We start from the raw sequence: 24400 nt of genomic DNA, 5'->3' as shown, positions 1-24400 counted from the left end.
TTAACGCTCCTTCGCATAGGCAACGCCACCGGCCTTGGGGGGCTTGGCGACGCCGATGAAACCGGCAAGCAGGATGCAGGTCAGAATATAGGGCATGGCCTGGAATATCTGCACCGGCACCTCGCCGATACCGGGCACGGATTTGCCCTGCATGAAGTTGGCGAAGGCATCCAGAAAACCGAAGAGCAGGCAGGCGAACATGACCGGCACCGGCTTCCATTTGGCGAAGATCAGCGCTGCAAGCGCGATATAGCCCTTGCCGGCCGACATGTTGGCGATGAAGGCCGCCGATTGCGCAACGGCGAGATAGGCGCCTGAGAAACCGCAGAGGAAACCGGCGACGATGACGGCGCGAAAGCGCATCCATGTCACCGAAATGCCTGCCGTATCCACCGCGCCCGGGTTTTCTCCCACGGCGCGCAGACGCAGGCCGAAACGGGTACGGTAAAGCACCCACCAGGACAGCGGCACCGCCAGAAAGGCGAGATAGGTGAGGATATTGTTGCCGGAAATGACATTGGCATAAAGCGGGCCGATGAAAGGCACTTCGCGCATCGCATCCGCACCCGGCAGGATGATTGGCGCAAAGCGGCCTTCGGACGGCAATTGCGGCGTGCGGCCGCCCTGCCCGAACCAGGCTTGCCCCAGAACGACCGTCAGACCGGCGGCGATGAAGTTGAGCGCCACGCCCGACACAATCTGGTTGCCGCGATTGGTGATGACGGCGAAACCATGGATCAACGAAAAGAGGATGGAGACGGTGATGCCCGCCAGCAGACCCGCCCATGGATCTGCCGTGAGATAGGCGACACAGGCGGAGGCAAAGGCCGCCGCCAGCATCTTGCCTTCAAGCCCAATATCGAACACGCCGGCGCGTTCGGAAAAAAGCCCGGCAAGTGCGGTGAAGAGAAGCGGTATGGTGAGTCGGACGGTCGAGCCGAGGATGCTGACCAGCATATCGAAAAAATCCATATCAGCTCACCCCTTTGCCAAACGCTGATAGATGCGGACGACCGCCGGCCGGTACATATATTCCAGCGCACCGGCAAACAGGATCACCAGACCCTGGATCACCACGATCATCTCGCGGGTAATGTTCGGCATCTCGAAGGAAAGGTCAGCGCCGCCCTGATAGAGAATGCCGAACAGCAATGCCGAGAAGATGATGCCGAGCGGATGGCTTCGTCCCATCAGCGACACGGCGATGCCGACGAAGCCTGCACCGCCGACGAATTCCACCTGCAGACGGGCGGAAGCCCCCATGACCGGGTTCAGCGCCATCATGCCCGCCAGGCCGCCGGAAATGAGCATGGCGATGATGACGGTGCGTGCATAGGGAATGCCGGCATAGATAGCGGCCGACGGGCTGATGCCGAGCGTGCGCATCTCATAACCGAGCTTGGTGCGCCAGATGAGCACCCAGACGAGGAAACACATGACCAGCGCGATGATGAAGGAGACGTTGAACGGCGCCGGCCCAAGCTTGAGGCCGAACAGCGCCATCAGCCAGTCCAGCTTCGGCAATTGCCCACCCGGCAGAAAGGTGCGCGTTTCCGGCGCCATCTTGCCGGGCACGATCAGCACATTCACCAGCAGATAGACCATCAGCGCAGCCGCGATGAAGTTGAACATGATGGTGGTGATAACGACGTGGCTGCCGCGCTTGGCCTGCAGCCAGGCCGGAATGAAGGCCCAGGCCGCGCCGAAAAGTGCCGCACCGATGACGGCGAAAGGCATCGTCACATACCATGGCACGTAGCGATCAAGCACCAGCGCCACCAGCGCGGCACCCAGCCCGCCAATATAGGCCTGACCTTCCGAGCCGATGTTGAATAGGCCGGCATGAAAGGCGACTGCGACGGAAAGGCCCGTGAAGATGAAGCTCGTCGTGTAAAACAGCGTGAAGCCGATGGCATCACCACGGCCGAGCGCGCCTTCAATGAGCAGACGAAGTGCTGCCAGCGGGTTTTCACCGATAGACCAGACAACGAGGCCGGAAATCAGAAAGGCGGTGACGACGTTCAGCAACGGCAAAAGGCCGTAGCTGATCCAGTTTGGTAGGGGTACGGAAGCGGTACTCATTCATGCCTCATGCGGCGATGCCGGCCATCATCAGGCCCAGCGTCTGTTCTTCGGCTTCCGCCGTTTTCTCTCCAACGACACGCCCGGCGAACATGACCATGATCCGGTCCGAAAGGGAACGGATTTCATCGAGTTCGACCGAAACCAGCAAAATCGCCTTACCGGCATCGCGCATTTCAATGATGCGGCGATGGATGAATTCGATGGCGCCGATATCCACGCCGCGGGTCGGCTGGCCGATGATCAGCATCTTGGGGTCACGTTCGATTTCGCGGGCAACGACGATCTTCTGCTGGTTGCCGCCGGAAAAATTGGCGGTCTTCAGCTGCGGGTTCGGCGGGCGGATATCGTATTTCTCGATCTTTTCGACCGCATCCCTGCGGATGGCCTCGGGGTTGAGGAACGGTCCTTTGCCGTATCTCTCATCATGGTGATAACCGAGGATGGAGTTTTCATATTCTTCGAACTTCAGCACCAGCCCCATATGGTGGCGGTCTTCCGGGATATGCGCGAGGCCGAGCCTGCGCAGAATGGCCGGATCGGGGCGATCCACCTTCTGGCCATCCACCCATATCTCGCCCGAATAGGGCTTGCGGATGCCGGCGATGGCCTCGAGCAGTTCAGACTGGCCATTGCCCGCCACGCCGGCAATGCCGACGATTTCACCGGCGCGAACATCGAGCGAGACATCATCCACCATGGTGACGCCGCGACTGTCCTTGACAGTGAGATTACGGATGGAGAGCAGAACATCGCCCGGTGTCGTCTCGCCCTTTTCCACCCTGAGCAGCACGCGGCGGCCAACCATCAGTTCGGCCAGTTCCTCGACGCTGGTTTCGGAGGTCTTGCGGGTCGCAACCATTTCACCGCGGCGCATGACGGAGACGGAATCCGTGATCGCCATGATCTCGCGCAGCTTGTGGGTGATGAGGATGACGGTCTTGCCCTGCTCGCGCAGGACGCCGAGAATCTTGAAAAGGTGATCGGCCTCAGCCGGCGTCAGAACGCCGGTCGGCTCATCGAGGATCAGGATTTCGGCGCCACGATACATGGCTTTGAGGATTTCGACGCGCTGTTGCAGGCCGACCGGCAATTCCTCGATGACCGCATCCGGATCGACTTCCAGACCGTAATCGTCCTCGAGGCGCTGCAATTCCTTGCGGGCCGCCGCCCGGCCCTTGGCGAGCGATGCGCCGCCCTCTGCCCCGAGCATGACGTTTTCCAGCACGGTGAAATTTTCCACCAGCATGAAATGCTGATGCACCATGCCGATGCCGGCATTGATCGCGGCCTGGCTGTCGCGGATCACGATCGGCGCACCATTGACCCGGATTTCGCCGGCGTCCGCCTGGTAAAAGCCGTAGAGGATCGACATCAGGGTCGATTTCCCGGCACCGTTTTCCCCGATAATGCCGTGGATCGTGCCCTTGGCGACGGTCAGATTGATATTCTTGTTGGCGTGAACGGCACCGAATTTCTTGTCGATGCCCACCAGTTCGATTGCAGGGTCCATACTCAAACCGAAACCTTTCCGAAGGCTGGATATGAAAAGGGCGCAAGATGAAAAACATCATGCGCCCTCGTTACATATCATATCATTTCGGGCAGGAATTATCCGCCATATAGTCATGAACCTTGACGGCGCCGGAGATGATATCGGCCTTCGCCTTGTCCACGGCGGCGGTCATTTCTGGCGTGATCAGGGCCTTGTTGTTGTCGTCGAGGGCGTAGGCGACGCCATCTTCCTTGACGCCGAGCGCAACGATGCCGGGGGTGAACTTGTCGTCCTTGGCATCCTTATAGGCATTGTAGACGGCCAGATCGACGCGCTTGACCATGGAGGTCAGAACCGAACCGGGATGCAGGTGGTTCTGGTTGGAATCGACGCCGATCGAGAACTTCTTGTTGTCGGCGGCAGTCTGCAGCACACCGATACCCGTCGCGCCGGCTGCCGCGTAAATCACGTCAGCACCCTGGTCGATCTGGTTCTTGGTGAGTTCGCCGCCGCGCACCGGATCGTTCCAGGCAGCACCCGTGGTGCCGGTCATGTTCTGGAAGACTTCGATCTTGTCGTTGGCAGCCTTTGCGCCCTGCGCATAACCACAGGCGAACTTACGGATCAGCGGAATATCCATGCCGCCGATGAAGCCGACCTTGCCGGTCTTGGAGGCCATGCCGGCCAGAAGACCGACGAGATAAGAGCCTTCATGCTCCTTGTAGACGACGGAGCGGACATTCGGCAGTTCGACGACGGAATCGACGATGACGAACTTGGTATCGGGGAATTCGGCCGCGACCTTTTCCATGGCCGAGGTCCAGGCGAAGGACACGGCGACGACCGGGTTGAAGCCCTTGCTGGCGAAGTTGCGGATGGCCTGTTCGCCCTGCGTGTCGCTGGTCGGTTCAAAATCGCGGAACTCGATGCCCGTTTCTGCCTTGAACTTTTCAGCGCCGGCCGCAGCGGCTTCGTTAAACGACTTGTCGAACTTGCCGCCCGTGCCATAGACCAGCGCCGGCTTGATATCCGCCGCGAGCGCAGAAGCCGACATTGCGGCAAGCGCAAAAAGTGTCAGAAGGGATTTTTTCATTGTGCAGCCCTGTTGTTGCAATTGATATTATTAGGGTCCTCCCGCAAACCCGTTGACCGGGAATGTCTGCGGAACCGCCAGCCGTTTCCCCGGCTGTGCTTGGCCCATATCCTTGCATGGCTCAATGAAAAATTCATCCGGTTTTTTTGACCCGGTGGAAAAACTTTAATCTGGCGCTTTTTTAGTCTTTCCACCGGCCAAAGCTGCAAAAAATCTAGTCGATATTGCAGCTTACGCCTGTTCCCCTTAGGCCGCAGTAGCCACCCGGGTTCTTGGCAAGATATTGCTGATGATAGTCTTCCGCGTAATAAAATGTTTCAAGCGGCCCGATCTCGGTGGTGATGGCGCCGCCATGGCCTGCCGCCTCCAGGGCGTCCTGAAAAGCGTCACGCGCCTTCTGCGCCTGCTGCAACTGGCCTTCCGTCGTTGCGTAAATGGCGGAACGATAGGTCGTGCCGACATCGTTGCCCTGCCGCATTCCCTGAGTGGGATCATGCTCCTCGAAGAATATCTTGAGCAGGCCCGAGAGCGAGATGACAGCCGGATCGTAAACAACCTTGACCACTTCGGCGTGGCCCGTCTGGCCGGTCGTCGTCTCCTGATATGTCGGGTTGCGGGTAAAGCCGCCAGCATAACCCACCGCCGTCACCCACACGCCCGGCGTTTTCCAGAATAGCCGTTCCGCACCCCAGAAGCAGCCCATGCCGAGATAAATGGTTTCAAGACCATCGGGATAAGGCCCTTTCAAAGGCCGGCCATTGACGAAATGGTTTTCCGGCACCGCAAGCGCCTCTTCGCGTCCGGGCAAAGCGGTTTCTTCGGTCGGCATCGTCGTCTTTTTTGAAAGCGTATCGAACAGGAACATTCGGTCCTCCATGCGGCCAGTTCCGCCGCTTCTCATGGTTCACATCTGCGGGCGCGCCCAATTCAACAGACAAAAGTCAGGCCGACAAACGCCTCATCGCCTTGTGTTTCCTGTAACCCGCCATCCAGCAAAGCAGGGAAAGCGCCAGGGAAACGGCAAATGCCGGCACCGTCGACAGGGCATTTTCAACGAAGCGCCACGCTTCAGGGTGAATATAGTGAGCCATGGCCGCTTCCACCATGGTGCGCGAGGCAGGAAGAAGATAGTTCCAGACGGACAGGATGCCGGTGATGTTGACCGAGGATGTGGAAACCGAGCGGACCGAATCGAGCACACCCAGAAAAACCGCCGCCACGAGGAAAAGAAAGCTCAAAAACCGCAAAAAAGCTTTCATCGGGGACACCTCGCTTACGAGCCGCCGGTCGGGCAGCCATGTTTTGAAATCTATAATGCATCGATAAAGGCGGGAAAACCGCTTTGCAATCGCATCGGAACGCAGGAAATTGCCGACATTTCAAAAAACTGTCAGATTCGTGTTGATCCCTGCGAATTCATCGGTATATATCGCGCCGTTCCAGTGATTTGCATTCTTCAAAACATGCAGATTTGAAAAAGGACAGGTGGCCGAGTGGTTTAAGGCGCACGCCTGGAACGCGTGTGTGCGTGAAAGCGTACCGTGGGTTCGAATCCCACCCTGTCCGCCATTTCACCGCGCGTCATCAAAAATCACCGAGCAGCTGCGCGACGCCCACCATGGCTGGCTGCGCTCTTTTCCGCGTCCCTATCAGCTGCATCGACGGGGGGACGCGTTGGTATCGCGGATCGTTATCAGGACATCGCCATAATCTGGAACGGCCTCGAAGAGTTCACGGGCAATCGTCAGCGCAGGTTTCTCGCGCTGCGGCGTGCCAATCCCTGACCATGGTAAATTCCAATTCCACCTTCGCTGGACGAGCTTTTTCGAACGGCATTAATTTTACCCGGGTATAATTGACGAATCGTATTTTACCCGGGTATTAAGCGCGCATCCATTTCGGCGAGCGCGACATGTCCAATTCTTCGAGCAAAACTTGCACCGCATTTTCCGGCAATAAATTGCTGTTCACCGGCCCTTTGGCCGAAGTGGCCATTGCAATTGGCCGATCAGGCGAGACCGACGACGCCGTGCTTGTGTTCGATGATGCGACGGGCCGTGTCGTCGATCTCGATCTGCGCGGTACCGATAAGGACGTCGTTGAACGGCTGTCTCAGCCTCTCAAGACATTGGCGGGACGGTATCGCCCGAGGGCCGACACCTCCGACGCGACGCTTTTGGAGGAAGATCGGGATCAGAAAAGCCGCGGCCGGCCGAAACTCGGAGTTGTCGCCCGCGAAGTGACGTTGCTGCCACGGCAATGGGAATGGCTGGCAGGCCAGCCCGGCGGCGCTTCTGCCACTCTACGGCGTCTGGTGGAAGAGGCCCGGAAGGCAATGGATTCGCACCAGCAAAGGCGAGCGGCGCAGGAGGCCGCGTATCGATTCATGCAGGCGATCGCGGGAAATCTGCCCGGTTACGAAGAGGCGACACGCGCCCTTTTTGCGGATGATCGCCCCGCGCTGGAAGAACGGCTCGCCTCATGGCCCGCAGATATCAGGACTTACGCCCTGCGTCTCGCATTCGGCCCGACCGATCCTGCGTATTCGTGACGCGCTCCCTGTCTCCCGCCACCGTCACGAAAGCCGTTCCAATGATTGCCGATGGAGGGCAGCCGTGAACATTGCAAAATCCAATGGCATCGAACTTGCGTGGGACAGTTTCGGCGATGCCGCGAATGAGGCGATCCTGCTGATTTCCGGACTGGGAACACAGATGATCCGTTGGACGAAGCCTTTCTGCGAGGACCTGGCCGCGAGAGGGTATCGCGTAATCCGCTTCGACAATAGGGATACCGGATATTCCACCCATTTCAGCGCCTCTCCCACACCGGATTTCGGCACCCTTGCGGCCGAATTGATGGCGGGACGCCGGCCGGACGTCCCCTATTCGCTCAGCGATATGGCGAAGGACGCCGTCGGCCTTCTCGACGCGCTCGGCATTGCGCGGGCTCATGTCGTCGGCCGCTCCATGGGCGGCATGATCGCACAAATTCTTGCTAGCGATCACGCTGACCGTGTCCTTTCCCTGACCTCGATCATGTCGAGCACCGGCAATCCTGCCCTGCCACAGGCGGCACCCGATGTCATGGCGATGATGATGCGGCCGGCCCCTGATCCCGCCATTAATCAGGAAGGGTTTCTGGCAGTACGTCTTGCTTTCGCGCACCGGATTGCGGGCATGGGTTATCCGTTCAACGAAGACGCCCATCGCTCCCTTTTGCTGGAAGAGGTGTATCGTGACCATGATCCCGGTGGCGTGGCACGGCAGATCGCCGGCATGGCCGTGGCTGGGGACCGGCGCTCACGTCTGGCGACGATCACGGTGCCGACGCTCGTCATTCATGGAACGGATGATCCCTTGATCCCGCCGGCCTACGGTTATGATACGGCGCTTTCGATTCCAGACGCGATTTATCTGCCGATCAAGGGAATGGGACACGACATGCCGCGCGCACTTGACCAGACGGTTATCGACGCCATTTGCAGCATGATTAAGGAGAGAATGCCTCGCGAGGCGTGAGCCCCCTTCCGGCACAGCATAAGCCCCATAATCGCGAAAGCGGTCCAAACCCGCTTCGGAATCGAACCTCGTTCTCCGCCGCCGCCATCGCATCTGATGGCGGGACAGCATAATGTCCAAGTCGCGTTTTCCCGCTTCCGCAAGCCTTGATGGCTATGCTTCTGCACAGACAGGGGTTTCTTGCGCTTTTTTGCTGCGCTTCCCCCTCTCTTGCGCCTTGCAGCAGGAAAAATCGCTCCTTATATACGCCGCATAACTGCAGCGAATACTGCAAATCCAAGTCAAGGAGTTGTCAATGGAATGCCTCACGGGGTTCCGACGGCTCGCTTCAAGGAGAGAAGAGCATGGCAAAAGTAATCGGTATCGACCTTGGCACGACCAATTCCTGCGTCGCAGTGATGGACGGCAAGGACACGAAAGTAATTGAAAACGCGGAAGGCGCGCGCACCACGCCGTCCATGGTGGCATTTTCCGACGATGGCGAACGCCTTGTCGGCCAGCCGGCCAAGCGCCAGGCGGTCACCAACCCGACCAATACCCTGTTTGCGGTCAAGCGCCTCATCGGCCGTCGTTATGAAGACCCGACCGTTGAAAAGGACAAGGCCCTCGTTCCCTTTGAAATCGTCAAGGGCGACAATGGCGACGCGTGGGTGAAGGCGCAGGACAAGAATTATTCCCCGTCGCAGATTTCCGCGATGATCCTTCAGAAGATGAAGGAAACGGCTGAATCCTATCTCGGCGAAAAGGTCGAGAAGGCCGTCATCACCGTTCCGGCCTACTTCAACGACGCCCAGCGCCAGGCAACCAAGGATGCCGGCCGCATCGCCGGCCTTGATGTTCTGCGCATCATCAACGAGCCGACTGCAGCTGCACTCGCTTACGGTCTCGACAAGAAGGACGGCAAGACCATCGCCGTTTACGACCTTGGCGGCGGTACCTTCGATATTTCCGTTCTGGAAATCGGCGACGGCGTTTTCGAAGTGAAGTCCACCAACGGCGATACCTTCCTTGGTGGTGAAGACTTCGACATGCGTCTGGTCGAATATCTGGCCGGCGAGTTCAAGAAGGATCAGGGCATCGACCTGAAGAACGACAAGCTCGCCCTGCAGCGCCTCAAGGAAGCTGCGGAAAAGGCAAAGATCGAACTTTCGTCCTCGCAGCAGACCGAAATCAACCTGCCGTTCATCACGGCCGATGCTTCCGGTCCGAAGCACCTGACGCTGAAGCTGACCCGCGCCAAGTTCGAAAGCCTGGTGGACGATCTGGTGCAGCGCACGGTCGCACCGTGCAAGGCAGCGCTGAAGGATGCCGGCGTTTCCGCTTCCGAGATCGATGAAGTCGTTCTCGTTGGTGGTATGAGCCGCATGCCGAAGGTGCAGGAAGTCGTCAAGCAGCTGTTCGGCAAGGAGCCGCACAAGGGCGTGAACCCGGATGAAGTGGTCGCCATGGGCGCCGCTATTCAGGCCGGCGTTCTGCAGGGCGACGTCAAGGACGTTCTGCTGCTCGACGTGACCCCGCTGTCGCTCGGTATCGAAACGCTCGGTGGCGTCTTCACCCGTCTGATCGATCGCAACACGACAATCCCGACCAAGAAGAGCCAGACCTTCTCGACCGCCGAAGACAACCAGTCGGCCGTGACCATCCGCGTTTCGCAGGGCGAGCGCGAAATGGCGCAGGATAACAAGCTGCTCGGCCAGTTCGACCTCGTCGGCCTGCCGCCGTCGCCGCGTGGCGTTCCGCAGATCGAAGTGACCTTCGATATCGACGCCAACGGCATCGTGCAGGTTTCCGCCAAGGACAAGGGTACGGGTAAGGAACAGCAGATCCGCATCCAGGCCTCCGGTGGTCTTTCCGACGCCGACATCGAAAAGATGGTCAAGGACGCTGAAGCCAACGCCGAAGCCGACAAGAAGCGTCGTGCGGGTGTCGAGGCCAAGAATCAGGCCGAAAGCCTCATTCACTCCACCGAGAAGTCGGTGAAGGAATATGGCGACAAGGTTTCCGAGACGGACCGCAAGGCCATCGAAGACGCCATTGCCAGCCTGAAGACGGCGGTTGAAGCTTCCGAACCTGACGCCGACGACATTCAGGCGAAGACCCAGACCCTCATGGAAGTCTCCATGAAGCTCGGTCAGGCCATCTATGAAGCGCAGCAGGCCGAGGCCGGCGACGCTTCTGAAGGCGGCAAGGACGACGTCGTCGATGCCGACTATGAAGAAATCAAGGACGACAAGAAGTCCGCATAATCGCGTGGCTTCCCTACTCCTCACACCATATGCAAGACATCCGGCTGCCGACGTGCAGCCGGAAATCCATTTGCGGGGCTTGTTATCTTAATGGCGAAAGCAGACTTTTACGAAACACTTGGCGTCAGCAAGACCGCGGACGAAAAAGAGCTGAAAAGCGCCTTCCGCAAACTCGCGATGAAATACCATCCGGACAAGAACCCGGATAACGCCGAATCCGAGCAGAAATTCAAGGAAATCAACGAAGCATACGAAACGCTGAAGGACCCGCAGAAGCGCGCGGCCTATGATCGTTTCGGCCACGCCGCATTTGAAAATGGCGGCATGGGCGGCGGTGGCATGGGCGGCGGCGGTTTCGCCAATGGCGGCTTCTCCGATATCTTCGAGGACATTTTCGGCGAGATGATGGGTGGTGGACGCGCACGCCGCTCTTCCGGCGGGCGTGAGCGCGGCGCCGACCTTCGCTACAACATGGAAATCACGCTGGAGGAAGCCTTTGCCGGCAAGACGGCGCAGATCAGGGTTCCGACCTCGATCACCTGCGACGTCTGTTCCGGCTCGGGCGCCAAACCCGGCACGCAGCCCAAGACCTGCGCCACCTGTCAGGGGTCCGGCCGCGTGCGCGCGGCGCAGGGCTTCTTCTCGGTGGAGCGCACCTGCCCGACCTGCCATGGTCGTGGACAGACGATTTCCGACCCCTGCGGCAAGTGCCACGGCCAGGGCCGTGTGACGGAAGAGCGTTCGCTCTCGGTCAACATTCCCTCGGGCATCGAGGATGGCACCCGCATTCGCCTGCAGGGCGAAGGTGAGGCCGGCATGCGCGGTGGCCCGGCGGGCGATCTTTATATCTTCCTGTCGGTCCGGCCGCATGAGTTCTTCCAGCGCGACAGCGCCGATCTTTATTGCACCGTACCGATTTCCATGACCACGGCGGCACTTGGCGGCACTTTCGATGTCACGACGCTCGACGGCACCAAGTCGCGCGTCACGGTTCCGGAAGGCACCCAGCCGGGCAAGCAGTTCCGTCTGAAGGGTAAGGGCATGCCGGTGCTGCGTTCGGCGCAGACGGGCGATCTCTATATCCAGATCCAGATCGAGACGCCGCAGAAACTCAGCAAACGTCAGCGCGAGCTGTTGCAGGAGTTCGAGCAGCTATCCTCCAAGGAGAACAATCCGGAATCGACCGGCTTCTTCGCCCGGATGAAGGAATTCTTCGACGGCTGATTATCGTCGTTACTCATCATGACAAACGCCGCCGTCTTTCGGGACAGGCGGCGTTTTCATTTCGGGCTCAGCCGGAAAAACCGCCTTCATCAAGATATAGCCGTTCCTCCGGCGTCGTTTCCCGCACCAATATGTCGTTGCGGTGCGGAAAACGGCCGAAGCGCTGGACGATATCGCGATGCTCTTCGGCATGGTGCAGATAAAGCCCGCCAAGCGGCTGGTTGAGAGTGCAGGCACGCTCCTGATCCTTGAGGTCTTCCGCATGAGAAAAGGGCAGATAAAAAAAGACGCGCAAATCCTCGCCCAGCGCCTGATCGTGGCCCCGGCGGATCGCCTCGTCGGCGAATAACCGCGCCAGCGGATCGGTCGCATACATATGCGCAGTGCCGCGAAAGCAGTTGCGCGGAAACTGATCCAGCAGAAGCATCAGCGCCAGACTGCTTTCCGCCTTCTCCAGCCAATCATCCAGCTCACGCCTTGCGGCGGCAAAATGGGCGTCGCGGAAACGGTCGTGGAAGTGGTTGTCGAAGGCGGCATCCTTGTCGAACCATTTGTCAGGCCCAGCCTTCCTCCAGAAAGCCACGATATCGGCGGCAAGTGCGGCTGTGTCTTTTTTCATTGGGTCTTCCCTGTCAGTAATGCGGCGGACGGGTGATTGCAGGCGCGTCCAGCGATTGCTCCTCCAGGCTCAGAAACCTCTCCGTCAAGCGGTCGAGCTTGGCGCGGGTCTGTTCCACCACCTTCCACTGCTCCGCCAGCTGATCGGACAGTTCTTCCACGGCCTTGGCCTGATGCGCGATCGTTTCCTCAAGCGCGATGATCCGTTTTTCGGTTTCCGACGTCATATCGACCTCTCTTTCCCGCCCTTCCTTGTGCCTTACGGGCTTCAAGTCAACCATACGCCGCTTTCGTGAACCGGATTCGTCATATTGATCGACTCAACGAAAAACGCCGGCGACGTTTCTATCACCGGCGTCTGAATTTTTCCTGATTTTGCTCAGTCCTCTTCGACGAAGACTTCTTCACGCTTTTTCTTCACGCTTGGCAGGAAGACGACGATCAACACCGCAAGCGCAATAAAAAGCAGGGTGGCGCTGATCGGACGCGTGACGAAGGTCATCGGATCGCCACGCGACAGGATCATGGCGCGGCGCAGGTTCTCTTCCAGCAGCGGGCCCAGCACGAAACCCAGAAGCAGCGGTGCCGGCTCGCAGCGCAATTTCACCAGAACGTAACCGATGAAACCGAAAAAGGCGACGGCATAGAGATCGAAGACGTTGGAATTGACGCTGTAAACCCCGATGGCGCAGAAGGCCATGATGATGGGGAACAGCACGTAATAGGGCACCGTCAACAGCTTCACCCACAGCCCGATCAAGGGCAGGTTCAGGATGACGAGCATCAGATTACCGATCCACATGGACGCGATGATACCCCAAAACAGCGCTGGCTGCTCGGTCGCGACGTTGGGGCCCGGCACGATACCCTGAATGATCATGGCACCGATCATCAGCGCCATGACCGGGTTGGCGGGGATGCCAAGGGTGAGCAGCGGGATGAAGGAGGTCTGGGCGCCAGCATTGTTGGCGGATTCCGGACCGGCCACACCGGCAACCGCGCCATGCCCGAATTCCTCCGGGTTCTTGGAGACGCGTTTCTCCACGGTGTAGGATGCAAAGGCAGCGAGGATTGCGCCGCCGCCCGGCAGGATGCCGAGTGCGGAACCGATGGCCGTGCCGCGCAGCACCGGGCCGATCATACGCTTGAAATCCTCCTTCGACGGCATCAGGCTGCTGACCTTGGCAATCAGCACCGACCGGGTGCGTTCATTCTCGAGATTGCGCAAGATTTCAGCGATGCCGAAGACGCCAACAGCGACCGCAACGAAGTTCAGGCCATCGGCATATTCACGGATGCCGAGGGTGAAGCGCGGCGTGCCGCTATAGATATCCGTGCCGACCAGGCCAAGCAGCAGGCCGAGCACCACCATGGCCAGCGCCTTGACGATGGAGCCATGGGCAAGTGCGATCGACGAAACAAGGCCGACGACCATCAGCGAGAAATATTCCGCCGCACCGAATTCCAGCGCTATCGCCGTCAGAGGCGGGGCGAAGATTGCCACGAGAAAGGTGGACACCGTGCCGGCAAAGAACGAACCGATGGCGGCGATCGCAAGTGCAGCACCCGCCTTGCCCTTGCGCGCCATCTGGTAACCATCGATGGCGGTAACGGCAGAAGACGATTCGCCGGGCATATTGATCAGGATGGCCGTGGTGGAGCCGCCATATTGCGCGCCATAATAAATGCCGGCGAGCATGATCAGCGATGAGACGGGTTCGAGCTGGAAGGTGATCGGCAGCAGCATGGCGATAGTCGCCGTCGCGCCGATGCCGGGCAGCACGCCGATCAGGGTGCCGAGCAGCACGCCGATCAGGCAGAAGAACAGGTTTGCCAGCGACGAGGCGGTGACGAAACCGAGAGCAAGATTATCGAGCAAATCCATCGCAGCACCTCAAAATTTAAGCCAGGGGCCGAAGCGCTGGAACGGCAGGCCGAGACCGTAATTGAAAACAGCGACGGAAAAGACCGTGATGGCTGCGGAGAGAATGACCGCCATGAGCGGGCTCATCTTGTGGGAGGCGAAGGCCGCGATAAGGGCGCTGAAAAAAAGCGCCGGCACAAAGCCAAGGCCCCGGACAGTGAAACCGAAGAAGATCGGCGCGGGCAGGATGAAAAATATGCCTCGCCAGGCGATCGCTCCGATACCTTCCCCGGCGGGGCGGGCCGACCGCAGAAATATGACGCCACCGAGCAGGATCAGGATGATTGCCAGAACGAGCGGGAAATAGCCCGGCCCCATGCGAAAGGCGGTTCCGATCTCCAGCCCATAAGACTGCAAGGCGAAAAAGACGCCAAGTCCCATGAAAATTGCCCCGCAGACTGCCTCGGCAGGGTCATTAAATAACGACTTCATGAAAGATGCCCCTCCATTGCGGCCGGTGACACACCGATCCGCGCTTTAAATCGATGGCAAAAAGCCGGCGGCGTGGTGCCGCCGGCAATTGCTTTGACCATCAGTCGGCATATTGGCCGGCGGACTCGATCACCGGCTTCCAGCGAGCGATTTCGCTTTCAAGCTTGGTTTTCAGGGCGGCGGGCGTCGCATCGCTTTCCGGCGAAGGCGTGGTGCCGAGTTCGGCAAAACGAGCCGCGACATTCTTGTCCTTCAGCGCGATCTGCAGCGACTTGGAGAGTTTTTCGTTGATTTCAGCAGGCGTGCCCTTGGGCGTGTAGATGCCGTGCCAGATGCCGACCTCAAGCTTCGGCAAGCCCGCTTCGGCGACCGTGGGTACATCCGGCAGCACATCAAGCCGCTTGGCCGAGGTCACGGCATAGGCTTTCACGGTTCCGCCCTGGATCTGCTTGGTGGTGTTGGTGGTCTGGTCGCACATGATGTCAACCTGGCCGCCGAGCAAGTCGGTCATGGCCGGGCCTGTGCCCTTGTAGGGAACGGTGACGAGCGGTGTCTCAATGGCGCTCATGAACAGCATGCCGCACAGATGCGAAGCGGCGCCGATGCCGGCATTGGCGACGGTTACCTTGTCCTTGTTCGCCTTGGCATAATCGATCAGACCCTTGAGATCCTTGGTCTCGAGGTTCTTGCGCGACAGGATGGTCATCGGAACTTCCGTGACCAGGCCGACATATTCGAACGCGTTCAGCGTGTCATAGGCGAGCTTGCGATAGAGCGTGGCGCTCGTCGCCATGCCGATATGATGCAGGAGAACGGTGTAGCCGTCCGGATCGGCTGCCGCCACGCGGCCTGCACCCAGTGTGCCACCCGCACCGCCGACATTTTCAACGATGATCTGCTGACCGAGATCCTTCGACATGGATTCAGCGACAAGACGCGCAACCGTATCCGTCGGACCACCGGCGGCAAAAGGCACGACCATGGTGATGTTGCGCTCTGGATAGTTCTGAGCGGATGCGGACAGCGCAAAAAGGGAAACGGCAGCGGCGGCAGCAAGGCCGGTAACTGTCTTCAGTATTTTCATCGATTCCTCCCGGATGAAAATGTTCGCCACTTCAGCCGCGCATACTCCTCTATGGCGGCCGGGGTGAGCTATTTGCGATCCGGGATCAGCGTTCAGCAATGGCGGTCTTGCAAATGAGGTGCGGTTTTATCGCTATCACTGATGGCAATGGGTGGATTTCCACCCATGAGGCCTCGTCCATGGGTGGAAATCCACCCATTACACCTCGGTCATATGACGGTGCAGTTCGTATTTCTGCATTTTTTCGTAAAGTGTTTTGCGCGAGATACCGAGCGCCTCATAGACGGATTTCAGATTTCCGCCATGGACGGCTATCGCGCGCGCAATCAGGCTCTTTTCATAAGCGGCGACCTTCGCGGCAAGTGCTGCCCTGCCATCGTCCGGGAACGGCAGTGATGGTTCGGCAACATCGCTTTCCAGACCGAGCACGAAGCGGTCCGCCGCATTGCGCAATTCCCGCACATTGCCCGGCCATTCACGCAGGGAGATCGCCGAGAGCAGTTGCTGAGGAACCTCCATGTCTTCCCGCCCGTAGCGGGCAGCGGCCTCCCGCACCAGATGCAGGAAAAGCAAGGGAATGTCGGCGCTGCGCTGCGACAGGGAGGGGACGAGAAGCGTCGCCACATTCAGGCGGTAGAGAAGGTCTGCGCGGAACCGACCGGCCGCAACCTCCTGCTCCAGATCCACCTTGCTGGTGGCGATGAAGCGGACATCGAGTTCCACTGTCTCATTGGAGCCAAGGCGGGTAATAACCCTTTCCTGCAACACGCGCAGGAACCGGCCCTGTAATTCAAACGGCATGGAGCCGATTTCATCCAGCAGGATGGTGCCGCCGCGGGCGTGCTCGAACTTGCCGTAGCGCGGGCGCAGTGCGCCAGGAAAGGCGCCCGCCTCGTGGCCGAACAGCTCGCTTTCGATCAGCGTTTGCGGCAGGGCGGCGCAATTGATGGCAACGAAGGGTCGGTTGGCTCTGGCGCTGATATCGTGAAGCGCCCGCGCCACCACCTCCTTGCCGGCGCCGGTATCGCCAACGATGAGCGTGTCGGCATCCGTCGCACCGATGGCGCGGATGCGGTAACGCAGATCGACCATGATCTGGGTTCGGCCGGGCAGACGCGTCTCGAGATCGTCATGCTTGCCCGCCACCGCCTTCAGGCGGCGGTTTTCCAGCACCAGCGCCCGCCTGTCATTAGCCCTTTTTATGATGCCGGCGAGATATTGCGGGGTGAAGGGCTTTTCGATGAAGTCATAGGCACCGTTGCGCATGGCGTTGACAGCCAGCTGCACATCGCCATGGCCGGTCATCAGGATGACAGGTATTTCCGGATCAAGCTCCCGCACCTTCTGCAACAACGTCATGCCATCCATGCCGGGCATCCTGATATCGCTGACCACGACGCCATCGAAGCTGTAGCCGATGAGTTCGAGCGCATGTTCGGCGCTCGCCAGCATGGTGACGGCAAAACCGGAAAGCTCCAGCGCCTGCGCGGTGGAAAAGCGCAGCTCCTCCTCGTCATCGATCAACAGAACGCGCGACATGGTCATTCCGCCGCCACCTCCACGCGATAGGCAGCTGCCGGCAATTCGATCTCGAATTCCGCCCCGCCGTCTTCATGGTTTCTGACGCGCAGCTGGCCGCCAAAATCCTTGATGATATTGTAGGTGATGGAAAGGCCGAGACCGAGGCCGCGCCCCACACCCTTGGTGGTGAAGAAGGGATCGAAGATGCGTTCCGAAATTGCCGGCGGAACGCCGGGACCACGGTCGCGGATGAAAATCGACACCGTCTGACCCTTCAGCACGGCTTTCAAAGCGATGCGGCGGTCCTCGCGCCCTTCCACCGCATCTGCGGCATTGGAGATGATGTTGACCAGCACCTGCTGCAGCCGCACCGGCCCGGCTTTCACCGCAAGCGGCACCAAACCAAGATCGACATCCAGAACCGCATCGGCGGCCTTCAGCCGCGCGCCGACGATTTCGAGCGTGTCACGAAGCACGGTATCCAGACTGACCGCAGCCATTTTTTCGTTGGGCTTGCGGGCGAAATTCCTGAGGTGCTTGCTGATGGACGCCATGCGGTCGATGAGGCCTGAAATACGCCTGAGGTTCTCCGTCACCTCTTCCAGCCGCCCCCGCTCCACCAGAAGCGAGGCGTTTTCAGCATAATTCTTGGCGGCGGCAAGCGGCTGATTGAACTCATGCGACAGGGCCGCCGACATCTGCCCGAGTGCCGCAAGCTTGCCCGCCTGCACCAGATCGTTCTGCATCCTGCGCAGCTGTTTTTCCGTCTGGCGACGTTCGGCGATTTCGTGTTCGATCTCCTGGTTCACGCGCGCCAGATCGGCAGTGCGTTCCTCCACCCGGCGTTCCAGTTCCGCCTGCGCTTCCGCCTGGTGGGTCAGACGTTCACGCAGACGCCGGCGTCTTTGCAGCATGGCCGCGATAACGGCAGCGGCAAGACACAGGCAGAGAATGATGGCGATCATTGCCGTCTTGACCTGCGTTCTGAGTGAGCCCGTATCCATCAGCACGCTGACGGTCCAGCCCGCATCCGGCATCGGCTGCGACAGGACGAGATATTCCCTCTCACCGTCATCCTGGGTGATCGTCATCAATTGATGGGAGCCGAAACTGCCATTTTTCAGCGGCAGTTCCTTCAGGGTGGCGTTCGCGTAACGGCGGGATGCCTCCGTGCGTGCAAGCCTTTCGGGTGTCAGCGGCATCAGGCCGGAATAAAGCCATTGCGGCGTTCCCGTCATGAAGATGATGCCTTCCGGATCCGATACGAGGATGCGGTTCTCGCCATCGCCGAAGGATGCCTCTATGCCTTCAATATCGACCTTGAAGACGATGACGCCCTTGATCTCCTCGTTGAAGAGGATGGGGGCGGAGAAATAATAGCCACGTTTGTGAGAGGTGGTGCCAAGCGCGAAGAAACGCGACTTGAAGCCCCTGGCGGCATCCTGGAAATAGGGCCGGTAGCTGAAATTCTCGCCGACGAAGCTCGTGGGTCCATCGTAATTGCTGGCGGCGATCGTCTCTCCATCCAGCGTAATGATGTAGATATCGGAGGATTCCAAGAGGGTGTTGATGGATTTGAGATAGACATTGGCGCGCTGACGCAGCGCCTCATCTTTCGGATGCGCGACCAGCTCCTCAATGTCGTCGTGATCGGCGATCAGAGCCGGCAGCGGTTCGTAACGGCTCAAAAGCCCACCGAGGGCAGAGACGGCCAGCCTGAGGGTGGTGCGGCCCTGATCGGATACTTCGCCGAAATAGCTTTCCGCGATGATGCCGCCACCCTTCGTCACGGCGCCATAACCGAGACCGAGGCTGAGAAGCATCAACAAAATCCAGCGATATTTCACCGAAACTCCCCCTAACGCGCACCAAACTGCTCTCCCGAGCAGAGTGTAGGAGGAGTGGCCGAATTTTCCAAGTGAGTGGAAAAGACAGCCAAACGGTCCTGAAAACAAAAAACCGGCCACGAGGGCCGGTTTTTTGTAATTACGATGTCGGAAAAGCTTATGCGCTTTCCTTCGGCGTCAGAACCTGACGGCCGCGATACATACCGGTCTTCAGATCGATATGGTGCGGACGGCGCAGTTCGCCGGAGTTCTTGTCTTCAACATAGGTTGCAGACTTGAGACCGTCAGCCGAGCGGCGCATACCGCGCTTGGACGGGCTTGTTTTTCTTTTTGGTACAGCCATTTTTGTTACTCCACTTTAGCGGCGAAACAACGGAACCGGCCAGAACCAAAGGCCGAATGTCGGGTGTCTCGATATCGGAAATTTGGCGCGCTTATACATGCCCTAACGGGCTTTGACCAGCCCTGACGCGCATTTTTTCCGATTCAGCGGAATAGGGACGACGAGCAGGCTGGAGGTGCACGCAAATCAGGTCTCACTTCTATCAAAAACGATGAGTTCCTTGAAGTGGTTCATATCCATGAATTCACAGAAAGCAGGCGGGCGCATCTCGATGACAGAGGCTGTTGCGCGTAGTTTTTCCAGCTCTTCGTCCAGCATTGCCTGCCACCGCGGCAGGCTTTCCGGCGCAAACCAGCGTGTGATGTAGGACAGCGTGATATGAAACTCATAGCTTTCGTGATCGGGATGGCGGTAACCGAAGGCTTCGGCAAATGCATCGCGCCACAGAGCGACGATCCGGTCGTCTCCAGCGGTCGCCCCCTTCATCACCAGTCCCGTCGGTTTAAGACCCGTCACCTGCATGTTGAAGCCCGGCAGGGCGGGAAAGGCCGAAAGACGGTCACGATAATATTCGGTCATCGTGTCGATCGGCGTATCGAGCGGCATCTTCTCGGGCCAGTAGGGAGCCATGCGCCGGAACTCGATGATGCCCTGAAACACCGTCATATGCAGGCTGGAAACCGGCGTGAAGGCAAGCAGCGATGCCTCGGGCATGTCCAGAAAACGCTGGCGTGTCGTGATGATCGCGCTCTCGGTTTGCGAGCCTTCAACGAGGTGGCAGACGACCGTGTTACCTGGCTCGGGCAGGAATTCGCGCTCGGCGTTAAAGCGGCTGCCGAGATGGCGCGGCGGCTGATCGTGGTTGGCAGCGGAAATATACTCAAGATCTTTCGAGACGAGCGGGGCGTGCATGGGGAAACTCCTTTTGAGACGTTTCCCCTAGTCCCGATACGCAACAGATCAATGACATCAACCGGTGGATTTTGCAGGTCCTGCGACCTTTCAGTGCGCCTCATCCCAGTTGTCGGCCGCGCGGGCATCCACCTGCAACGGCACCTTCATGGATATCGCCGGCATCGCCGCATTTTCCATCACGGAGACGACGACAGGCAGGGTCTTTTCGATTTCCGCTTCCTCAACTTCGAAGATGAGTTCGTCATGCACCTGCAGCAGCATGCGGGCGGAAAGTTTTTCCGCCTCCAGCGCCGGCTCGATACGGACCATCGCACGGCGGATGATATCGGCTGCGGAACCCTGGATCGGCGCGTTGATGGCCGCACGCTCGTTGAAGGCTTTTACGGAAGGGTTGGAGGAGCGGATTTCCGGATAATGGGCGCGGCGGCCGAAAATCGTTTCGACATAACCGTTTTCGCGGGCGAAAGCCTTGGTCGCTTCCATGTAGTCGCGAATGCCGGGGAACCGCTCGAAATATTTCTTGATATATTCGCCCGCTTCAGAGCGGGCGATGCTGAGCTGATTGGCCAGCCCGAAAGCGGAAATACCGTAGATGATGCCGAAGTTGATGGCCTTGGCGCGGCGGCGCACTTCCGACGGCATACCTTCCACCGGCACACCGAACATTTCCGATGCGGTCATCGCATGAATGTCGATGCCGTTTTCAAACGCGTTGCGAAGCTGCGGAATATCCGCAACGTGGGCAAGCACGCGCAATTCGATCTGGCTGTAATCGGCCGACAGCAGCTTGTGACCGGGCGTGGAGATGAAGGCCGTGCGGATCTTGCGGCCTTCGGCGGTGCGCACCGGGATGTTCTGGAGGTTGGGCTCCGAAGACGACAGACGCCCCGTCGTGGTGGAGGCAAGCGCGTAGGACGTATGCACCCGCTTCGTCTCTGGATGAATATAGCCGGGCAGCGCATCCGTATAGGTCGATTTCAGCTTGGTCAGCTGACGCCAGTCGACGATCTTGCGCGGCAGTTCGGCACCTTCCGCGGCCAGATCTTCCAGCACCTGCGCCGATGTCGACCATTGGCCGGTCTTGGTTTTCGAGCCGCCCGGCAGGCCCATCCGGCCGAACAGGATATCACCAAGCTGCTTGGGCGATCCGATATTGAAACGCTCGCCCGCCAGCTGATAAACTTCCTCTTCGAAGGCAGCCGCCTTCTGGGCCAGTTCGCCGGAGAGACGCGACAGGATTTGCCGGTCCACGGTGATACCACGCTCCTCCATATGCGCCAGAACCGGCACCAAGGGGCGTTCCAGCCGCTCATAGACCTTGGTCAGACGCTCGGCGGCAAGCCGGGGCTTCAGCACCATCCAGAGGCGCAATGTGACATCCGCATCTTCCGCCGCGTAAGCCGTCGCCTTGTCGATATCGACGAAATCGAAGGTGACGCTCGACCTGCCCGACCCCGTCACGTCCTTGTAGGCGATCGGCTTGTGACCGAGCCAGCGTTCGGACAGCGAATCCATGCCATGTGTGCCCTTGCCGGCCTCCAGAACATAGGAAATCAGCATCGTGTCGTCGAAACTCTGCATGACGACGCCATGGCGTTTCATCAGCAGGTAATCATATTTGAGGTTCTGAGCGATTTTCAGAACGGCCGGGTCCTCAAGCAGGCTCTTCAGACGCTCCATCGCCTCCTTAAAGGGCACCTGCCCTTCGGCGAGCTTGATGCCATCGCTGAAAAGATCGCCGCCGGAGCCGGTCTTGTGTGTCAAGGGAACATAGGCAGCACGGATATCCGCGCCCGAGGCATCCTTGCCATTATCGGCAATCGCCAGCGAAAATCCGACGAGTTCGGCCTGCATGGGGTCGAGCGAGGTCGTTTCCGTATCGAAGGCGACGACACCGGTTTCGCGGGCCGCCGCAACCCAGCGGTCCAGCGCCGCCAGATCCCTGATCGTCGTGTAGGCGGTCGTGTCGATCCTGGCGGCAGCGAACACCGTTTGCCGTGCCGTGGCGAGATCGGCGGGCGCACTGCCCTCCCCCGTCGCCTTTCTTGCTGTCGCTGCCGGGGAAGCCGGCGCATTTTTCGCATCAGCGACCGCTTCACCGGCAGAGACGGCAGGGGCAGGCGCATCGAGATCGGGACCATGGGCATCGGCACCCCATTGCACCGGCACATTGGCGGGGTCGATGGCCGAGGCATCGGTTTCGGTCGCTTCGGCAACCCGGCGCGTCAGCGTCGTGAATTCCATGGCCTTCAGGAAGGCAATGAGTTTCGGGCCGTTCTGCGGTTCGAGCACCAAGGCCTCAAGAGACTGTTCCAGCGGCACATCGGTCCTGAGCGCTACAAGCTGTCTGGAAAGGCGGGCAAGCTCCGCATTAGCAATGATATTTTCCCGGCGTTTCTGCTGCTTGATTTCATCCGCACGCGCCAGAAGGGTATCGAGATCGCCGTATTCCTCCAGCAATTGCGCCGCCGTCTTCGGGCCAATGCCGGGAATGCCGGGGACATTATCGGTGGAGTCGCCGGTCATCGCCTGAAGGTCGATCATCTTTTCGGGACCTACGCCCCATTTTTCGATGACATCGGGAATGCCGATCTGCTTGTCCTTCATGGCGTCGTACATGTGCACATTGGCCGTGACGAGCTGCATCAGATCCTTGTCGGACGAGATGATGGTGACATCGGCGCCGACGGCCTCCGCCTGGCGGGCATAGGTGGCGATGATATCGTCCGCCTCGAAGCCCTCCGTCTCGATGCAGGGAAGGTTGAAGGCGCGTGTCGCTTCGCGGATCAGGCCGAATTGCGGAACAAGGTCTTCCGGTGGCGCGCTGCGGTTGGCCTTGTAGAGATCATAAAGCTCATTGCGGAATGTCTTCGACGAATAATCGAATATGACCGCGAAATGTGTGGGGGTGACACCGACATCGGTATTGCGCGCATCCTTCAGGAGCTTCCACAACATGTTGCAGAAGCCGGAAACGGCGTTGACCGGCAGCCCGTCCGACTTGCGGTTCAGCGGCGGAATGGCATGGAACGCCCGGAAAATGAAACCGGAACCGTCAACGAGGAAGAGATGATCGCCTTTTTTCATGGCGATATGGATAACGCGGGGCTGTTTTGACGTCCATAGAAACTTCGCATAACGCACCGCAAAGCGTATGAAGCGAAGCGTCTGGAAAAGCCCGTGAAATTCACCCGAACGTTACCGATTTGTAATGGATTTTCCCTTGAAAAGCCGCATTTGCAGACACATTTCTTAGGGGACGGCGCCTGATCACGCCGTAGTCTGATTGTAGGCTCGTCCCCCGCCGCATCAGACCGGACAAAGGCCTTTCCCCCTCTCCGGGCCTTTGTCCTCCAATATGACCGCCATGGCCGACCCCTCCCGGCCATGGCGGTTTTATTTTGTGCCGTGTTTCGGACTGGCCTAAACATATCATGCGATATATATCGCACTATCGAAATCGCGCGGAATGCGCCGGCTACGAAGTTTACGGACAGACGAATGGGTTTTTCCCGGGACGAATCGGCGATCTATCTCGCTGCGAGAATGGCAAGGGAATTCACCATGGCGCTCCAGAAGCGAGCCGCCGCGCTGGGTTTCTCTCCCGGGCAATTCCCGATTCTCATCGAGCTTTGGCATGAGGAAGGCCTGACGCAGCGGCAATTGCTTGATAGAATCGACATCGAACAGGCAACACTCGCCAATACGCTTGCGCGCATGGAGCGTGACGGGCTGATCATCCGCAAATCCCATCCAAGCGACCGCCGTGCCCAGATCATCGAACTGACGCAGCGCGGCCGGGATCTGGAGGCGAACGCCATCGCCGCCTCAGAGGCGACAGAGGACGCGCTGCTTAAGGATTTCCGGCGTTTTGAAAAACAGCTTCTGCTGGAATATATGCGCCGGGCGATCGACAGCGCCAAGAAAGCGAAATAGCGCCCCAAATTCGCCTCCCTGCTGCCGAGCCTTCCGTCGCCGAGATAGCCGGGTTCCGGGCGGAAAACCGCTTCGCAGTTTTCTCGAACTGCTCTATCGTTCCGGCGGCTGCGCGTTTG

Annotated in this window: 21 protein-coding genes and 1 tRNA gene; 6 read left to right on the top strand and 16 right to left on the bottom strand. The window is 59.2% G+C overall.

Annotation, left to right across the window (positions count from 1 at the left end):
• The 6 genes from FY152_13110 to FY152_13085 all read right to left on the bottom strand — a co-directional run bounded on the left by FY152_13110 (position 1) and on the right by FY152_13085 (position 5929).
• Positions 1 to 972: an ABC transporter permease gene (locus FY152_13110; protein UXS32987.1), complete on the bottom strand. Its 972-nt coding sequence runs from the start codon at positions 970 to 972 to the stop codon at positions 1 to 3.
• A 6-nt stretch (positions 973 to 978) separates the two neighbouring features.
• Positions 979 to 2082: an ABC transporter permease gene (locus FY152_13105; GenBank protein ID UXS32986.1), complete on the bottom strand. Its 1104-nt coding sequence runs from the start codon at positions 2080 to 2082 to the stop codon at positions 979 to 981.
• A 7-nt stretch (positions 2083 to 2089) separates the two neighbouring features.
• Complete coding sequence (locus FY152_13100) at positions 2090 to 3595, bottom strand: ABC transporter ATP-binding protein (protein UXS33283.1); 1506 nt, start codon at positions 3593 to 3595, stop codon at positions 2090 to 2092.
• Between the two features lie 82 nt (positions 3596 to 3677).
• Entirely contained in the window at positions 3678 to 4670 is a 993-nt protein-coding gene (locus FY152_13095) for a BMP family ABC transporter substrate-binding protein (GenBank protein UXS32985.1), read from the bottom strand.
• Positions 4671 to 4884: 214 nt separating this feature from the next.
• Positions 4885 to 5535 carry a peptide-methionine (S)-S-oxide reductase MsrA gene (msrA, locus tag FY152_13090; GenBank protein ID UXS32984.1) on the bottom strand — a complete coding sequence of 217 codons (651 nt, stop codon included), beginning with the start codon at positions 5533 to 5535 and terminating at the stop codon, positions 4885 to 4887.
• Positions 5536 to 5611: 76 nt separating this feature from the next.
• A complete protein-coding gene (locus tag FY152_13085; protein ID UXS32983.1) occupies positions 5612 to 5929 on the bottom strand; it encodes a hypothetical protein in 318 nt (105 codons plus the stop codon).
• Positions 5930 to 6149: 220 nt separating this feature from the next.
• Here FY152_13085 and FY152_13080 point away from each other — a divergent pair.
• The 5 genes from FY152_13080 (at position 6150) to dnaJ (ending at position 11661) form a co-directional block, all read left to right on the top strand.
• Positions 6150 to 6239, top strand: a tRNA-Ser gene (locus FY152_13080).
• Positions 6240 to 6582: 343 nt separating this feature from the next.
• Positions 6583 to 7221: a DUF2239 family protein gene (locus FY152_13075; protein ID UXS32982.1), complete on the top strand. Its 639-nt coding sequence runs from the start codon at positions 6583 to 6585 to the stop codon at positions 7219 to 7221.
• A 64-nt stretch (positions 7222 to 7285) separates the two neighbouring features.
• Positions 7286 to 8191, top strand: a complete 906-nt coding sequence (locus FY152_13070) for an alpha/beta fold hydrolase (GenBank protein ID UXS32981.1) — start codon at positions 7286 to 7288, stop codon at positions 8189 to 8191.
• Between the two features lie 344 nt (positions 8192 to 8535).
• Positions 8536 to 10437: a molecular chaperone DnaK gene (gene dnaK, locus FY152_13065; GenBank protein UXS32980.1), complete on the top strand. Its 1902-nt coding sequence runs from the start codon at positions 8536 to 8538 to the stop codon at positions 10435 to 10437.
• 90 nt (positions 10438 to 10527) lie between these two features.
• Positions 10528 to 11661 (top strand): molecular chaperone DnaJ, encoded by a 1134-nt coding sequence (gene dnaJ / locus FY152_13060; protein UXS32979.1) that lies wholly within the window; start codon positions 10528 to 10530, stop codon positions 11659 to 11661.
• Between the two features lie 67 nt (positions 11662 to 11728).
• Here the strand turns inward: dnaJ and FY152_13055 are convergent, their stop codons facing one another.
• From FY152_13055 to polA, 10 genes are all read right to left on the bottom strand, one after another.
• Complete coding sequence (locus tag FY152_13055) at positions 11729 to 12280, bottom strand: DUF924 family protein (protein ID UXS32978.1); 552 nt, start codon at positions 12278 to 12280, stop codon at positions 11729 to 11731.
• Between the two features lie 13 nt (positions 12281 to 12293).
• Positions 12294 to 12506 carry a protein SlyX gene (locus FY152_13050; GenBank protein UXS32977.1) on the bottom strand — a complete coding sequence of 71 codons (213 nt, stop codon included), beginning with the start codon at positions 12504 to 12506 and terminating at the stop codon, positions 12294 to 12296.
• Positions 12507 to 12658: 152 nt separating this feature from the next.
• Entirely contained in the window at positions 12659 to 14164 is a 1506-nt protein-coding gene (locus FY152_13045) for a tripartite tricarboxylate transporter permease (GenBank protein ID UXS32976.1), read from the bottom strand.
• Between the two features lie 9 nt (positions 14165 to 14173).
• Positions 14174 to 14635 (bottom strand): tripartite tricarboxylate transporter TctB family protein, encoded by a 462-nt coding sequence (locus FY152_13040; GenBank protein UXS32975.1) that lies wholly within the window; start codon positions 14633 to 14635, stop codon positions 14174 to 14176.
• A 100-nt stretch (positions 14636 to 14735) separates the two neighbouring features.
• Positions 14736 to 15719, bottom strand: coding sequence for a tripartite tricarboxylate transporter substrate binding protein BugD (locus FY152_13035; protein UXS32974.1), 984 nt, complete (start codon positions 15717 to 15719; stop codon positions 14736 to 14738).
• Between the two features lie 198 nt (positions 15720 to 15917).
• Positions 15918 to 17264: a sigma-54-dependent Fis family transcriptional regulator gene (locus tag FY152_13030; protein ID UXS32973.1), complete on the bottom strand. Its 1347-nt coding sequence runs from the start codon at positions 17262 to 17264 to the stop codon at positions 15918 to 15920.
• Entirely contained in the window at positions 17261 to 19063 is a 1803-nt protein-coding gene (locus tag FY152_13025; protein UXS32972.1) for a sensor histidine kinase, read from the bottom strand. Before FY152_13025 ends, FY152_13030 begins: the two co-directional genes overlap by 4 nt.
• A gap of 181 nt (positions 19064 to 19244) precedes the next feature.
• A complete protein-coding gene (locus FY152_13020) occupies positions 19245 to 19430 on the bottom strand; it encodes a 50S ribosomal protein L32 (protein UXS32971.1) in 186 nt (61 codons plus the stop codon).
• Between the two features lie 186 nt (positions 19431 to 19616).
• Positions 19617 to 20342 carry a DUF1868 domain-containing protein gene (locus FY152_13015; GenBank protein UXS32970.1) on the bottom strand — a complete coding sequence of 242 codons (726 nt, stop codon included), beginning with the start codon at positions 20340 to 20342 and terminating at the stop codon, positions 19617 to 19619.
• A gap of 90 nt (positions 20343 to 20432) precedes the next feature.
• Complete coding sequence (gene polA, locus FY152_13010; GenBank protein UXS32969.1) at positions 20433 to 23432, bottom strand: DNA polymerase I; 3000 nt, start codon at positions 23430 to 23432, stop codon at positions 20433 to 20435.
• Positions 23433 to 23846: 414 nt separating this feature from the next.
• On the opposite strand from polA, the gene FY152_13005 reads away from it, so the two are divergent.
• Positions 23847 to 24281 carry a MarR family transcriptional regulator gene (locus tag FY152_13005; GenBank protein UXS32968.1) on the top strand — a complete coding sequence of 145 codons (435 nt, stop codon included), beginning with the start codon at positions 23847 to 23849 and terminating at the stop codon, positions 24279 to 24281.
• The last annotated feature ends 119 nt before the right edge of the window (positions 24282 to 24400 follow it).

The organism is Agrobacterium tumefaciens, assembly GCA_025560025.1.
Taxonomy (GTDB): domain Bacteria; phylum Pseudomonadota; class Alphaproteobacteria; order Rhizobiales; family Rhizobiaceae; genus Agrobacterium.
The sequence above is the reverse complement of the archived record's forward strand: the minus strand, read 5'-3'. Positions and strand labels throughout refer to the sequence as shown.